This window comes from Pantoea sp. EEL5, from assembly GCF_049892805.1.
Taxonomy (GTDB): Bacteria; Pseudomonadota; Gammaproteobacteria; order Enterobacterales; family Enterobacteriaceae; genus Pantoea; species Pantoea ananatis.
Map to the genome: position 1 here is coordinate 1 of NZ_JBNDNJ010000007.1, position 15246 is coordinate 15246.

Sequence of the window (15246 nt, forward strand, 5' to 3'; positions counted from 1 at the left end):
AGAACGTTTTTCTGACGTCAGTACAGAATCGGTGGAGCGGTAGTTCAGTTGGTTAGAATACCTGCCTGTCACGCAGGGGGTCGCGGGTTCGAGCCCCGTCCGTTCCGCCACCCTTTTTAGGGGCGTAGTTCAATTGGTAGAGCACCGGTCTCCAAAACCGGGTGTTGGGGGTTCGAGTCCCTCCGCCCCTGCCAGAAAGAGAAAAATCCTTTGCTTCGGCGAAGGATTTTTTTTTGCCTGCAAAAAAGTGAAAAAGAAAACCAGCCAGCAGATACTGGCCCAATCCTCTTTGACTTCCTCCTGTTTTTAATTAGGTACCACAGGAAACTTTAACAGCTGACGGATGTACGTTTGCTGATCGCTGTTTTGTAACCACACCGCATAAAGAGGGCGAACGGCTACAGAAGTATCAGGCATTACCATCAGATCGCTGTAAAGGCTTTGCCAGAAATCAGGTAGAAACGCACATGCACCTGTCGTGTGAAGCAACTCACGCGTCACCTGGGCGGATGTGGTTGTTAACACGGGCACATCGTCACCGCCAGAGAGATAGCTTTGATGCTGATGAAAGTCGGCTCCCCATTCCAGTTTTATATAATCATATTTTTCACGCTTGTCTGTCTGTCGTGAGCGAAACAGCGCCAGTGAGATATGACCGATCTGCTGACTGGTTAACTCATCCATCTTCGGCGCTTCAGTGGTGATTAATAAATCCAGCTGACGTTCGTGAAGCTGCTTAACCAGTAAATGGCGTTGTGCCACGCGCGCTTCCAGATGGAGGCTTTCACGGTTCTCATAGAGCGTCTGAAGCCAGGGTGTTAAATACGCCTCCCATAACGAGGCACTGGCACCAATGGAGAGCTCATGGTGCTGCTGCGTATGCGACACTTCTTTCTTGGCCATCAGCCACGTATTCATCAGGCTTTCCGCATAGGGCAGCAGCCGCTCACCTGCGGAGGTCAGACGGATATTGTTACGATGTCGGGTAAAAAGATTAACACCAAGCTGATTTTCTAACTGGCGGATGCGAAAACTGACAGCAGACTGCGTTAAGTAAAGTGCTTCTGCAGCGCGCCCGAAATGGCGAGTTCTGCTCACTTCCAAGAAAGTTTTCAGTAATTCCGTATCCACAGCGTTCTCCCAAAATTTGTTTGTCGTATAGATTTAAATGTTTTGTTTTACACTCTGTCAAGCCTATCTAATACTCCGCGCCATAAATAGCACGGCCATAAGAGAAACAGGAGCGTGTAACATGGCGGAAAGCTTCTCAACGGAAAATCGTTTCTTTGACAACAAACATTACCCACGCGGTTTTTCGCGACATGGTGACTTTACGATTAAAGAAGCACAGCTACTTGAACGTCACGGCGTAGCGTTTAATGAGCTGGACCTCGCCAAGCGTGAGCCAGCGACAGAAGAAGAGCGTCTGTTCATTGAGGTTTGTCGTGGCGTGCGTGAGCCACAAACGGAAGCAGAACGTGTATGGTCCAAATACATGACACGTATTAAGCGTCCTAAGCGTTTTCACACGCTGTCAGGCGGTAAACCACAGATGGATACCGTTGAAGACTACACCGAAAGCGACGATTAACGAGAAGGGGTGAAAGCCCCTTTTTACTGCAAGCTTTTGTGCAAATAGATCATCAGTCGGTCAATGCTTCGATAGCTTACGGCCTCCTGAAGATGATGACGTCCAATCACCTCTTCCCCCGCTAAATCGGCCACCGTGCGCGCCACTTTCAGGATACGTTGCCACGCCCTCACCGATAAGCCCAGCTGATTTAAAACAGACTCAAGCCACCGTGCATCCGACGGCGAAATCTGACACCACTGTAGTACATCTGAATTAGCCAACTGCGCATTAATCTTCCCTGAGCGCGCCATCTGTATCTGACGCGCGGCAAAAACGCGCTCACGCACTTCTGCAGAGCTTTCCCCTGCCTGCCGTTGCTGACTCAGCATTCCCGCAGGAAGCAGCGGAACTTCCAGTGACAGATCAAAGCGATCCAGGAAAGGACCAGAAAGTTTACTGAGATAGCGTAAAACCTGCTGTGGCGACGTACGGTTATGTTGTCCCTGATAGTGTCCGGTTGGGCTGGGATTCATTGCTGCGATTAACTGAAAGCGTGCGGGATAAACGACGTTGGCCCTGGCCCGCGAAATGGCCACTTCGCCGGACTCAATGGGTTCACGTAACGCGTCCAGCACGCTGCGCTGAAACTCAGGCAGTTCGTCCAGAAACAGCACGCCGTTATGTGCCAGCGAGATTTCTCCGGGTCGTGGTAACGCACCGCCCCCGATAAGGGCATACAGCGAAGCGCTGTGATGAGGGGCTCTAAAAGGCCGCTTACGCCATCGCAGATGTAATGCAGATGTCTGGCTCAGGCTGGCGATGGCGGCGCACTCCAGGGCTTCCTGATCGCTTAACGGCGGCATGATACCGGGTAAGCGTGTGGCGAGCATGGTCTTACCGGTTCCCGGCGGACCGATCAGCAACAGATTATGTCCACCTGCAGCGGTAATCTCCAGGGCACGCCGTCCCTGCTCCTGACCCACAATATCGCGAAGATCTTCGGTAATGCCGTCATCATCTTTAACATGAGCGGTTGCGGTCGCTAACTCACACTTACCGTGCAAAAAGGCACAAATCTCGATCAAATGTGCGGCGACTAAAGTCGCGCCCTGACGTATCAATCCCACATCAGGCTGGTTTTCAGCAGAGAGCACCAGCTGCCGGCCGGCTCCTGTCGCAGCCAGTGCCGCCGGAATGGCGCCTTTAACGCCACACAGGCCACCGTTAAGCGCCAGCTCACCCAGAAACTCGTAGTGGTTGAGCCTGTCCGCAGGAAGCTGCTCAGAGGCCACCAGAATGGCGATAGCCATAGGCAAATCATAGCGGCCGCCTTCTTTGGGTAAATCTGCCGGGCCTAAGTTGATGGTGATACGTCGGGCAGGGAAGTCAAAACCGCTGTTGATAATGGCACTGCGTACGCGTTCACGCGCCTCTTTCACGGTCGTTTCAGGCAACCCTACCAACGTGAGGGCGGGCAATCCGTTACTGATATGTACTTCAATCGTCACCAGCGGCGCTTCAACACCGATGGCTGCCCGTGTCAGCACCTTTGACAATGACATAGCGGCCCCCAAATGCGGCCATTCTGTACCCGGAATTCAGGTGTAGCGAAGCCCAGAACAAGGAAATGTATGTCGCCCAGCAAACTTTTTATCTGCCATACATCGGGTTTCACATTTTGCAGAAGCAGACTGTGAAATCGTCAAAATGCAATGAGCGGCCTTTTTTTGTCCGGAACCCCGGATGATAAAATAATCTTTTAATAACAATTCGATAATGAATACGGTAAACCTGCGTGATTAAAAAACCTGATAAAAAATATTGTAATTAGAGAGGTAACTATGATAACTCTGTAGGCATTACTTCGAACGAGTTAAAGAATCGAATACGTTATGAAAGCCCTTCTACTAGTGATTAGCCTTGTCGTGATTAGCGTGGTGGTGATTATTAACCCACTGTGCGGGGCAACGCTTGGAGCAAGAAAGGCTTAAAAATCAAGCCAGAACTCTAAAAAACCCCCCGCACCGAAAGGTCCGGGGGTTTTTTTTTGACCTGGCAAAAACTTAGTAAATCTGCAAGGAACAAACAATGAACAGTAGCATAAAATTCTGTTGTTCCCCTCGGAATACAGGAGAATAGCGATGACAGGTGCACAATGGGTAGTTCAGGCTTTACGCGCACAGGGCGTTGATATCGTATTTGGCTATCCTGGTGGCGCGATCATGCCAGTATACGATGCGCTATACGACGGCGGCGTTGAACACCTGTTGTGCCGTCATGAGCAGGGCGCGGTAATGGCCGCAATCGGCTATGCCCGTTCAACCGGCAAAACCGGCGTTTGCATCGCAACCTCTGGCCCCGGCGCGACGAATCTGATCACCGGTCTTGCCGACGCCATGATGGACTCTGTTCCGGTCGTCGCCTTAACCGGGCAGGTCGCCTCTGCGTTCATCGGCACGGATGCATTCCAGGAAATCGATGTTCTTGGCCTGTCATTAGCCTGCACGAAACACAGCTTTATGGTTGAGTCTCTGGACGAGTTGCCTTCCGTCATGGCCGAAGCCTTCGCTATTGCCCAGTCAGGTCGCCCCGGTCCTGTATTAGTGGATATCCCGAAAGATATCCAGATGGCAAAAGGCGAGCCTTCGCCGCAGTTGATGCCGGTCGAAGAAGTGATGTCGATGCCGCACCAGGCCATTGTTGAAGCGCGCGCCATGATGGCTCAGGCTAAAAAGCCGATATTCTATGTGGGCGGCGGTGTAGGGATGGCGCAGGCCGTGCCGGCGCTGCGCGCGCTGATGCAGGAGACCGGCATCCCTGCTGTCGCCACGCTGAAAGGCCTGGGAAGTGTTGACGCCCACAGCGAAGGCTATCTGGGCATGCTGGGCATGCACGGTACTAAGGCCGCAAACCTTGCCGTGCAGTCCTGTGACCTGTTGATTGCCGTTGGCGCGCGTTTTGACGACCGCGTCACCGGTAAACTGGATACGTTTGCCCCGCTGGCCAGCGTGATTCATCTGGATGTTGATCCCGCAGAACTGAACAAGTTGCGCCGTGCGCATGTTTCACTGCAGGGCGATCTTAACCATGTCCTGCCAGCCTTGAGCCAGCCTTTACAGATTCAGACATGGCGTGACGAAGTCGCCGCCCTGAAAGCCCAGCATGCATGGCGCTACGATCATCCCGGCGAAGCGATCTATGCGCCGTTATTATTGAAACAACTGTCCGACCGCAAGCCTGCTAACACCGTGATCACGACCGACGTCGGCCAGCACCAGATGTGGGCGGCCCAGCATATCTCCTGTGACGCGCCTGAAGATTTCATCACCTCCAGCGGATTAGGCACCATGGGCTTTGGGCTGCCCGCGGCGATCGGTGCGCAGGTTGCGCGTCCCAACGATACGGTTATCTGCGTCTCGGGCGATGGCTCGATCATGATGAACATTCAGGAGCTGGGCACCATCAAGCGTGGCAAGCTGCCTGTAAAAATTCTGCTGCTGGACAACCAGCGTTTAGGCATGGTGCGCCAGTGGCAGCAACTGTTTTTTGATGGTCGCTACAGTGAAACCATCCTGACTGATAATCCCGACTTCCTTACGCTGGCCAGCGCGTTTGATATCCCAGGCCAGCGCATCACCCGTAAAGATCAGGTCGACGCCGCACTCGATGCTCTGCTGAGCAGTGAAGGACCTTACTTCCTGCATGTTTCAATCGATGAGCATGAAAACGTCTGGCCATTGGTACCGCCTGGTGCCAGCAACGCCAACATGATGGAGAAAACCGTATGAACCAGCATCAATTGTCTATCGAAGCGCGCTTTCGACCTGAAATATTGGAACGTATTTTACGTGTGGTACGCCATCGTGGTTTTCAGGTGTGTTCCATGAACATGGCCACCGTGGCTAACACTGAAAACATTAATATCGAAATGACCGTTGCCAGCCAGCGCTCTGTCGATTTACTGTCTTCCCAGCTAAGAAAACTGATGGATGTCGCCTGCGTCCAGACTCAACAACAGACATCACAACAAATACGCGCGTAGTCGCTATAGGAAATAATAATGAGCACGAAGAAAGCAGACTTTATTTGGTTCAACGGCGAAATGGTTAAGTGGGAAGAGGCAAAAGTCAGCGTGATGTCTCACGCTTTGCACTACGGCACATCGGTATTTGAAGGCGTTCGCTGTTATGACTCCCATAAAGGGCCGGTTGTATTCCGTCACCGTGAGCACATGCAGCGCCTGCACGATTCCGCCAAAATCTACCGTTTCCCAATCAAACACAGCGTTGATGAACTGATGGAAGCCTGCCGTGAAGTCATTCGCGTCAACAACCTGAAAAGCGCCTATATCCGCCCGCTGGCTTTCGTCGGTGATGTGGGACTGGGCGTGAACCCGCCGGATGGTTTTACGACCGACGTGATCATTGCGGCCTTCCCGTGGGGCGCTTATCTGGGTGCTGAAGCGCTGGAAAACGGTATTGATGCGATGGTTTCTTCATGGAACCGTGTTGCGCCCAATACGCTGCCAACCGCGGCGAAAGCAGGCGGCAACTACCTTTCCTCACTGTTAGTGGGCAGCGAAGCGCGCCGCCATGGTTATCAGGAAGGCATTGCACTGGACACCAATGGCCTGATCTCAGAAGGCGCAGGCGAAAACCTGTTTGAAGTGAAAGACGGTGTGCTGTTTACCCCGCCGTTTACCTCATCTGCACTGCCGGGCATCACCCGCGATGCCATTATTACGCTGGCGCGTGATATGGGCATCGAAGTACGTGAACAGACGCTGTCCCGTGAGTCGCTCTATCTGGCTGATGAAGTCTTTATGTCTGGCACCGCAGCTGAAATTACCCCAGTGCGTAGCGTTGACCGCATTCAGGTTGGCGCAGGCAAATGCGGCCCCGTCACCAAACGCGTTCAGCAGGCCTTCTTCGGCCTGTTCACCGGCGAGACTGAAGACAAATGGGGCTGGCTGGACCCGGTTAACGCATAACCAGACCTGCGCGGATGTCGCTGGATGTCCGCGAACTTATTTTCACTGGAGTAAAGAGCATGCCTAAGTACCGTTCCGCTACCACCACCCACGGCCGCAACATGGCCGGTGCCCGTGCCCTCTGGCGCGCAACAGGAATGACCGACGATGATTTCGGCAAACCGATTATCGCCGTCGTGAACTCCTTCACCCAGTTTGTGCCGGGCCACGTTCACCTGCGTGATCTGGGTAAGCTGGTTGCCGAGCAAATCGAAGCGGCTGGTGGCGTGGCCAAAGAGTTCAACACGATAGCGGTGGATGACGGTATTGCCATGGGCCATGGCGGCATGCTGTATTCTCTGCCTTCCCGGGAACTGATTGCTGACTCCGTCGAGTACATGGTGAATGCGCACTGTGCCGATGCCATGGTCTGCATCTCTAACTGCGACAAAATCACCCCCGGCATGTTGATGGCGTCACTGCGCCTTAACATTCCGGTTATCTTTGTGTCCGGCGGCCCGATGGAAGCCGGTAAAACCAAGCTCTCCGATCAGATCATCAAGCTGGATCTGGTGGATGCCATGATCCAGGGCGCTAACCCGAACGTCAGCGATGCCGACAGCGAGCAGATTGAACGCTCCGCCTGTCCGACCTGCGGCTCCTGTTCAGGCATGTTCACTGCAAACTCCATGAACTGCCTGACTGAAGCGCTGGGCCTGTCGCAACCGGGTAACGGTTCTCTGCTGGCCACCCACGCCGACCGTAAAGAACTGTTTATCAACGCCGGTAAGCGCATCGTGAGCCTGACCAAACGCTATTACGAGCAGGACGATGCCAACATGCTGCCGCGTAACATCGCCACTAAGGCTGCGTTTGAAAATGCCATGACGCTGGATATCGCCATGGGCGGCTCAACGAATACCGTGCTGCACTTGCTGGCTGCCGCGCAGGAAGGCGAGATCGACTTCAATATCTCTGATATCGATCGCCTGTCGCGCAAAGTGCCTCAGCTGTGCAAAGTCGCACCCAGTACCCCCAAATACCATATGGAAGATGTGCACCGCGCCGGTGGCGTGATCGGTATTCTCGGCGAGTTGGATCGTGCCGGACTTATTGACACCAGCGCACGCAACATCCTGCAGCAAAGCATGCGTGAAACGATCGATCAGTACGACATCATGCTGACCCAGGACCAGGCCGTGAAGGACATGTTCCGCGCGGGCCCGGCCGGTATTCGCACCACCCAGGCGTTCTCACAGAATTGCCGTTGGGACACGCTGGATGATGACCGTACTGAAGGCTGTATCCGCACGCGCGAAAACGCCTATTCTCAGGATGGCGGTCTGGCCGTGCTGTACGGCAACATCGCCGAAGATGGCTGTATCGTGAAAACGGCGGGCGTCGATAAAGAGATTCTGACCTTCAGCGGCCCGGCCAAGGTGTATGAAAGCCAGGATGACGCAGTAGAAGCCATCCTCGGTGGCAAAGTGGTGGCAGGTGACGTGGTTGTGATTCGCTACGAAGGGCCAAAAGGCGGACCGGGCATGCAGGAAATGCTGTATCCCACCACCTACCTGAAATCAATGGGGCTGGGTAAGAGCTGTGCCCTGATCACCGACGGTCGCTTCTCTGGCGGTACCTCTGGCCTCTCCATTGGTCATGCCTCACCCGAGGCAGCTAATGGCGGCACCATCGCGCTGGTTAAAGATGGCGATACCATTGAAATTGATATTCCTAACCGCGGCATCAAGCTGGCCGTGCCGGATAATGAACTGCACGCGCGCCGTGAAGAGCAGGAAGCACGTGGCGATGCCGCTTACACGCCGATGAACCGTCAGCGCGAAGTGTCGTTTGCCCTGCGCGCCTATGCATCGCTTGCCACCAGTGCCGACAAAGGTGCCGTGCGCGATAAGAGTAAGCTGGGAGGCTAAAATGGCTGAGGCTCAACCGCTACCCGAGGCGCCCTGCGGCGCCGAGTATTTGCGCGCTGTATTGCGTTCACCGGTATACGAAGTGGCACAGGTTACCCCGCTGCAGAAGATGGAAAAAATCTCGGCGCGTCTGGGCAATACCATTCTGGTCAAGCGAGAAGATCGCCAGCCGGTGCACAGTTTTAAACTGCGCGGTGCTTACGCGATGATTGCCGGACTTAACGAAGAGCAGAAAGCACGCGGCGTCGTCACCGCGTCTGCGGGCAACCATGCTCAGGGCGTTGCCTTATCCGCCACGAAGCTGGGCATCAAGTCGCTGATCGTGATGCCGCTTGCCACTGCCGACATTAAGGTGGATGCCGTGCTTGCATTTGGCGGAGAAGCCTTTCTGTTTGGTGCCAACTTTGATGAGGCAAAAGCTAAAGCTATTGAGTTAGCGACGCAGCAGGGTTACACCTTTGTCCCACCGTTTGACCATCCGGCGGTTATTGCCGGACAGGGTACGCTGGCGATGGAGCTGCTGCAGCAGGACGCCCATCTCGATCGGGTCTTTGTCCCGGTGGGCGGCGGTGGTCTGGCTGCCGGTGTGGCCGTCCTGATCAAACAGCTGATGCCGCAAATCAAAGTGATTGCCGTAGAGTCAGAGGATTCAGCCTGCCTGAAGGCAGCGCTGGACGCCGGTGAGCCGGTAGATTTACCGCGCGTGGGATTATTTGCCGAAGGTGTGGCGGTGAAACGCATCGGTAATGAAACCTTCCGCCTGTGTCAGGAATTTCTCGACGATATCGTCACCGTGGACAGCGATGCGATCTGCGCGGCCATGAAAGATCTGTTTGAAGATGTGCGCGCCGTGGCGGAGCCTTCAGGGGCGCTGGCGCTGGCAGGCATGAAGAAATACGTTCAGCAGCATGACATCAAAGGCGAGCGCCTGGCGCACGTGTTGTCGGGTGCTAACGTTAACTTCCATGGCTTGCGCTATGTTTCTGAACGCTGCGAGCTGGGTGAACAACGTGAAGCGCTTCTGGCCGTCACCATACCGGAACAGCAGGGCAGTTTCCTGAAGTTCTGCCAGACGCTGGGTGGTCGCTCGATTACCGAATTCAACTATCGCTATGCCGACACCGACAAAGCCTGCATCTTTGTGGGGGTGCGCCTGACGCGCGGGATGGAAGAGCGAGCAGAGATCATTAGTCAGTTAACGGAAAACGGCTATCAGGTGGTGGATCTGTCTGACGATGAGATGGCGAAGCTGCATGTGCGTTACATGGTGGGCGGACGGCCTTCCAAGCCGCTGCGTGAGCGTTTGTTTAGCTTTGAATTCCCGGAAGCGCCCGGTGCGTTGCTCAAATTTCTGCAAACGCTGGGCACGCACTGGAATATCTCGTTGTTCCATTACCGCAGCCACGGCACGGATTATGGTCGGGTGCTCACGGCGTTTGAGCTCGGCAGCGATGAGCCACGTTTTGAAGAGCACCTTACCGACCTGGGCTATGATTTCCACGACGAAACCCATAACCCGGCGTTCCGCTTTTTCCTGGCCGGTCAGTAACTACAACTGATGCCAGAACGCACTGATAAGCGGCTCCCCGAGCCGCTTTTTTTGTACGCAAACCCCCAGCTCTAGCGGTGCAACGGACTCCACGTTCTCCAGCGGTAACACCCGGTTACGTACCGGCTCAGGGCTGTTTTCCAGCACCACATCCGGCAACAGGGCAATGCCACAGCCAAGCGCCACCATGGAAACGATCGCTTCATGGCCCGCAACCGTGGCGTAAATCAACGGGTTAACAATGCGGTGACGACGAAACCACAGTTCAATGGCCCGACGAACCGGCCCCTGCTCGGGCAAAATAAACGGAATCTGCGTCCAGTCAGGTGCCTCTTCCGTTGCCTGACTGCGTACCGGGCAGGGCAGCGCAGGCGCAATCAGCCCCAGCGGCAGCAGCCCCAGTGTGGTGAAGTCGATGCTGGCCGGTAGCGACTCAGGCCGGCCCGCGATAGCCAGGTCTGCATTGCCCGACTGCACCGTTTCAATCGCATCCGCCGCATCGCCGGTGGTGAGTTTGATTTCGACCTGAGGATGCTCGGCGCGAAAGCGATCCAGAATAGGGGGCAGATGGCTGTACGCGGCGGTCACCGAGCAAAACAGGCGCAGTTCACCACTAAGTGAAGGACCATTGAGATCCATAGCGTGGCGCAATTGTTGATACTGCAGTAAGGTTTGTTGGGCAAACAGCTTAAGTCTTTCGCCCGCTTCGGTGAGCGCCACGGTGCGGTTATCGCGCAGAAATAAGGCGTGGCCCACATCCTCTTCCAGGCGTTGGATCTGGCGCGACAGCGTGGAAGGGCTGACGTGCATGGCGCGTGCGGTGCGGCCAAAATGGCAGCTTTCTGCCAGATGCAAAAACAATTTGAGATCGCGTAAATCCATAGGGGGTCCACCTCAGGACGGCATTGCAATTATTGCAATGTAACGTTGTTAATATATCAATTTAAGCAACAGAAATCCTGTCATATGATGGGGTCATTCGCGGCGCTGAACCTTATGCCGTCATCAGACAAAAGCAAACACAACATTTAACCGGAGTACCCATGGCTAATTACTTCAATACACTGAATCTGCGCAACCAGTTAGCGCAACTGGGCAAATGTCGTTTTATGGGGCGTGACGAATTCGCGGATGGCGCCAGCTTCCTGAAAGGCAAAAAGATTGTGATTGTGGGCTGTGGTGCTCAGGGTCTGAATCAGGGCCTGAACATGCGTGATTCGGGTCTGGATGTGTCCTATACGCTGCGTGCAGAAGCGATTGCTGAAAAACGTGCCTCATTCCGTAAAGCGACAGAAAATGGTTTTAAAGTTGGCACTTACGAAGAACTGATTCCACAGGCGGACCTGGTGGTCAACCTGACGCCGGACAAACAGCACTCCGCCGTTGTTCAGGCTGTACAGCCACTGATGAAAGACGGTGCCGCGCTGGGCTATTCACATGGTTTCAACATTGTTGAAGTGGGCGAAACCATCCGTAAAGACATCACCGTCGTGATGGTTGCGCCGAAGTGCCCCGGCACCGAAGTGCGTGAAGAATACAAGCGTGGTTTCGGTGTTCCGACGCTGATCGCGGTTCACCCGGAAAACGATCCAAAAGGTGAAGGCATGGCGATCGCCAAAGCCTGGGCTTCTGCCACCGGTGGCGACCGTGCTGGCGTGCTGGAATCCTCTTTCGTTGCGGAAGTGAAATCTGACCTGATGGGTGAGCAGACCATTCTATGCGGCATGCTGCAGGCCGGTTCTCTGCTGTGCTTCGACAAGCTGGTGGCAGAAGGTCACGATGCGGCATACACCGAAAAACTGATTCAGTTTGGCTGGGAAACCATCACCGAATCCCTGAAGTTTGGTGGCATTACGCTGATGATGGATCGCCTGTCGAATCCGGCCAAACTGCGTGCTTACGCGCTGTCTGAGCAGCTGAAAGGCATCATGGCCCCTCTGTTCCAGAAGCACATGGATGACATCATTTCCGGCGATTTCTCTGCGGGCATGATGGCCGACTGGGCTAACGACGATAAGAAACTGCTGACCTGGCGCGAAGAGACCGGTAAAACTGCGTTCGAAACCGCACCTCAGTTCGATGGCAAAATCGAAGAGCAGGAGTACTACGATAAAGGCGTTGTCATGGTTGCGATGGTCAAAGCGGGCGTTGAGCTGGCATTTGAAACAATGGTTGATGCAGGCATCATCGAAGAGTCGGCTTACTACGAATCGCTGCATGAGCTGCCGCTGATTGCCAACACCATTGCCCGTAAGCGCCTGTACGAAATGAACGTGGTGATTTCTGATACCGCTGAGTACGGTAACTACCTGTTCTCCTTCGCGGCCGTTCCACTGCTGAAAGAGTTCATGACCACGCTGCAGCCGGGCGATCTGGGCAAAGCCATTGAAGGCACTCAGGTGGATAACGCACAGCTGCGCGACGTTAACGAGGCCGTTCGTCAGCATCCTATCGAGCAGGTAGGTCGCAAACTGCGTGGCTACATGACGGATATGAAACGCATCGCGGTTGCGGGCTAAGCCGCACCGCCACTGTTTTCAGCAAAACAGCACATGCAAAAAGGGCGCAGCCATCTGGCTGCGCCCTTTTTATGTATTAAGCCTGCGGCTTGTTATGAAAATTCAGGTATGAAAAAAGTTAACAGGATGGCTCTGACACGATCACTGGGGGTAATAAACTTTTATAGCCAAAGACACGGCGCCCGAAGAAAATCAAAAGCAAGCCAAACACTAATGCGGCAACCAGAATAATGCTAATGATTTGCAGCGGCATAAAATGCCCGGACAGCAGCGATACCACAGCCCCACTCGCCGGTACTGAACACATGTTCATCAAGCCAATAATTCCCATGGTTTTCCCTAAATGTTCTTTAGGAATGACCTGGCTTCTCAACGTGCGCAAATAAACACTGAATGCACCGTCAAAAGCCATCAGCACAGCATAGCCTGCCAGATACATTGCGTAATCAACGGACAGCGACATTACGGCACCCGCAAGAATCATGGCGCAAAACGAAAATGTTCCCAACGTGGACAAACCAAAGCGGCTGGCAAACCTGGGAACAAAGAAGAATGCCACGATAGTGACGAGAGCTGCTGTTGTCTGCAAGGCGCCAAAGTAGCGATCGGACAGGTTGAACTCTTTTAAAATGACCGCTGCGCTCACGACCAGTGCCGCGCCGTAAACCAGATTCACGACCCAGGTCAGGGCGCAAAGATGCAGCAGTATTTTGTTTTTCTTGAGCACGTGCAATGCCGTTCGGTTAGATGCCAGTAAGGTATGAAACCCTAGCTTTTCCGTCACCTCTAGATCGTGTGTTTCCAAAAAAAGATAATTAATAGCCGAAATGGCAAACAGAACAGCTGCGACGATCAAAATGCTGTCGATGCCGCCCCACGAAGAAATCGCAACCGCGATAGCAGGCCCCAATACCATAGTGATTTGATCGACGCCCTGGAGCATGGAGTGGGCTTTCGGCAAGGCTTCACTGGACAAATGACGAGGCAAGAGGGCATCCGTGGCCACAAAGTTGAGTACATAGGCTACAGACAACAAAGCCATCATCGCGGCCAGGGCCGGAAAAGTTGACCCCGGATACCAGTAAAGAAGGGCGAAGACGGCCCCCATCAGTAAGGCACGAAGAGCATCGACATTGAAAAAGATGAAACGGGGCTTGATGCGGTCAGCCATAAATCCCGATAACGGGAAGAAAATAATGCGTGGCAGCCATTCAATGACAAAGGCCAGGGATGAAAGCGTAAGCGACCCTGTCGCCTTGAGAATAGCCAGAGGAACAGCAAACAGTAAGAACTGATCGCACAACGCGCCGACAAAACGGGAAAAAACGAAGCGCTTTAAACCGAAGTTTTCAGCAGACATAAGGGTACTCCTGCTTGAAAGCCGCTTTGCAGCGGCTCAAAAATAATTACGCCTGGCGTAAGGTAAAGAGCGTAGTCGCCAGGTCATCCGCTGTGCGTAGATGCTCATTAAAACCGGTTTCCGGTTTCCGGCTGGGCCAAAAAAACTCTACCGATCCCTCACGTGTTTTCCAGGACTCGAGCTTCTTCGATGTATCCAGCGGTTTTGCGGTGATCTGCATATTCACAATGTGATCAGGAAGGCTGGCAGGAAGTGTCACTTTCTCAATTGTACCGACAGGCGCTTTTATAAAGGCCACCGCACTCAGGCCTTTCGGCACTAAAGGTTCTGCAAGAGGTTTAAGGGCGTTTAAATGGCTTGCTACATGCAGCTCATAAGGATTAATGCCATAGCTCCGTTCAACCAGATCCATAATCGTGTCGCCGCCGGTGCGGGCACCCACTTCAATGATTTTGATCTCTCCGGCGGGGGTAATTCGCGCTTCAAAATGCGCCACGCCATAATGAATGCCCAGGGCATGACAGGCGCGCTCCGCGATATCCCGCAACTGTGGGTTACTGGCATGAACGGAAGGGACACTGTGCCCCACTTCAACAAAATGAGGTTCCTCGCCCAGGTATTTATCCGTTACCGCAATAGCTTTGTGGTAGTCACCTTGATTTATTACCTCGACGCTGACTTCCTGAAGGGAGGGAATGTACTCTTCCACTTGGAACAGGTCTTCGGGAGCATAGGATTCACCGTTAAGTGAGATGACGTCAGCCACACTTCTGGCAAAGCTCGGTTCAATCTCCTCTTCACGGGTAATCTTCAGAACACCAAGACTACCTGCCATTTCACGGGGCTTAATAACGACAGGCAGCCCAATATCACGAATATGGTGTCTGAGTTCTTCCAGCGTACTGAATGCGGCAAAACGTGGCACCGGTAATCCGGCCTTCTCCAGCAGTTGCTTCATGACAAACTTGTCACGGCAATTATGAATAGTCTGACGACTATTACCGTGAAGCTGATAATGTTCAGCCACCAGACTGGCGGCGCGGACAGTGAAATCATTCATGGGGATAGCCGCGGCGGGTTTGCATCCGGTTGAGGCCTCATGGGCTTTTACCGCATCCAATACGGCGTTTTCATCGGCGACATCACCTGACAAATAGCCGTCAAAAAATTTGATTGCGGCACTGGTACGATTTTTTGCCATGGTGAGCACCTGCATTCCGCCTGCTGCGCGCAGTGCACCGGCTAATACACGTTCACGAAGGGAAAACTCGCCGCCTAAGATTAATATATAACGCTTATCCATGTTGCTTCTCCTGCAAAGAGGTTGGGCCGTTTATCTGACCCA

13 protein-coding genes and 2 tRNA genes are annotated in these 15246 nt (G+C 53.8%); 10 read left to right on the forward strand and 5 right to left on the reverse strand.

From position 1 onward, the window contains the following. The first annotated feature begins 33 nt into the window (after positions 1–33). Positions 34–110 (forward strand) — tRNA-Asp (locus tag ACPXSQ_RS19830). A gap of 8 nt (positions 111–118) precedes the next feature. Beyond that, positions 119–194 (forward strand) — tRNA-Trp (locus tag ACPXSQ_RS19835). Positions 195–306: 112 nt separating this feature from the next. Here ACPXSQ_RS19835 and hdfR read toward each other — a convergent pair. Then, complete coding sequence (hdfR, locus tag ACPXSQ_RS19840; protein WP_013027669.1) at positions 307–1131, reverse strand: HTH-type transcriptional regulator HdfR; 825 nt, start codon at positions 1129–1131, stop codon at positions 307–309. A 121-nt stretch (positions 1132–1252) separates the two neighbouring features. On the opposite strand from hdfR, the gene ACPXSQ_RS19845 reads away from it, so the two are divergent. Next, complete coding sequence (locus tag ACPXSQ_RS19845) at positions 1253–1591, forward strand: DUF413 domain-containing protein (protein ID WP_006121163.1); 339 nt, start codon at positions 1253–1255, stop codon at positions 1589–1591. Positions 1592–1614: 23 nt separating this feature from the next. Here the strand turns inward: ACPXSQ_RS19845 and ACPXSQ_RS19850 are convergent, their stop codons facing one another. Then, positions 1615–3135 (reverse strand): YifB family Mg chelatase-like AAA ATPase, encoded by a 1521-nt coding sequence (locus tag ACPXSQ_RS19850; protein WP_426144250.1) that lies wholly within the window; start codon positions 3133–3135, stop codon positions 1615–1617. Positions 3136–3465: 330 nt separating this feature from the next. On the opposite strand from ACPXSQ_RS19850, the gene ilvL reads away from it, so the two are divergent. The 6 genes from ilvL to ilvA all read left to right on the forward strand — a co-directional run bounded on the left by ilvL (position 3466) and on the right by ilvA (position 10022). After that, on the forward strand, positions 3466–3564 hold the full coding sequence (gene ilvL, locus ACPXSQ_RS19855) for an ilv operon leader peptide (RefSeq protein WP_071785161.1): 99 nt from the start codon (positions 3466–3468) through the stop codon (positions 3562–3564). Between the two features lie 150 nt (positions 3565–3714). After that, positions 3715–5361, forward strand: a complete 1647-nt coding sequence (ilvG, locus tag ACPXSQ_RS19860) for an acetolactate synthase 2 catalytic subunit (protein ID WP_014594867.1) — start codon at positions 3715–3717, stop codon at positions 5359–5361. Then, positions 5358–5615 carry an acetolactate synthase 2 small subunit gene (gene ilvM / locus ACPXSQ_RS19865; protein ID WP_013027665.1) on the forward strand — a complete coding sequence of 86 codons (258 nt, stop codon included), beginning with the start codon at positions 5358–5360 and terminating at the stop codon, positions 5613–5615. Before ilvG ends, ilvM begins: the two co-directional genes overlap by 4 nt. A gap of 18 nt (positions 5616–5633) precedes the next feature. Then, the gene (locus ACPXSQ_RS19870; RefSeq protein ID WP_014604777.1) at positions 5634–6563 is read left to right on the forward strand and encodes a branched-chain amino acid transaminase; all 930 of its coding nucleotides are present in this window, start codon (positions 5634–5636) and stop codon (positions 6561–6563) included. A gap of 59 nt (positions 6564–6622) precedes the next feature. Further along, positions 6623–8473 (forward strand): dihydroxy-acid dehydratase, encoded by a 1851-nt coding sequence (gene ilvD / locus ACPXSQ_RS19875; protein WP_014604778.1) that lies wholly within the window; start codon positions 6623–6625, stop codon positions 8471–8473. A 1-nt stretch (position 8474) separates the two neighbouring features. Continuing rightward, a complete protein-coding gene (ilvA, locus tag ACPXSQ_RS19880; protein ID WP_426144251.1) occupies positions 8475–10022 on the forward strand; it encodes a threonine ammonia-lyase, biosynthetic in 1548 nt (515 codons plus the stop codon). Here ilvA and ilvY read toward each other — a convergent pair whose 3' ends face one another. Then, on the reverse strand, positions 10023–10904 hold the full coding sequence (gene ilvY, locus ACPXSQ_RS19885; protein WP_013027661.1) for an HTH-type transcriptional activator IlvY: 882 nt from the start codon (positions 10902–10904) through the stop codon (positions 10023–10025). Positions 10905–11065: 161 nt separating this feature from the next. Here ilvY and ilvC point away from each other — a divergent pair, with 161 nt between their 5' ends. After that, positions 11066–12541, forward strand: coding sequence for a ketol-acid reductoisomerase (gene ilvC / locus ACPXSQ_RS19890; RefSeq protein WP_013027660.1), 1476 nt, complete (start codon positions 11066–11068; stop codon positions 12539–12541). 118 nt (positions 12542–12659) lie between these two features. Here the strand turns inward: ilvC and ACPXSQ_RS19895 are convergent, their stop codons facing one another. Together ACPXSQ_RS19895 and ACPXSQ_RS19900 are read right to left on the reverse strand one after the other, a co-directional pair. Next, entirely contained in the window at positions 12660–13901 is a 1242-nt protein-coding gene (locus ACPXSQ_RS19895) for an MFS transporter (protein WP_024472214.1), read from the reverse strand. A gap of 46 nt (positions 13902–13947) precedes the next feature. After that, a complete protein-coding gene (locus ACPXSQ_RS19900; protein ID WP_013027658.1) occupies positions 13948–15204 on the reverse strand; it encodes an ATP-grasp domain-containing protein in 1257 nt (418 codons plus the stop codon). Between the last annotated feature and the right edge of the window lie 42 nt (positions 15205–15246).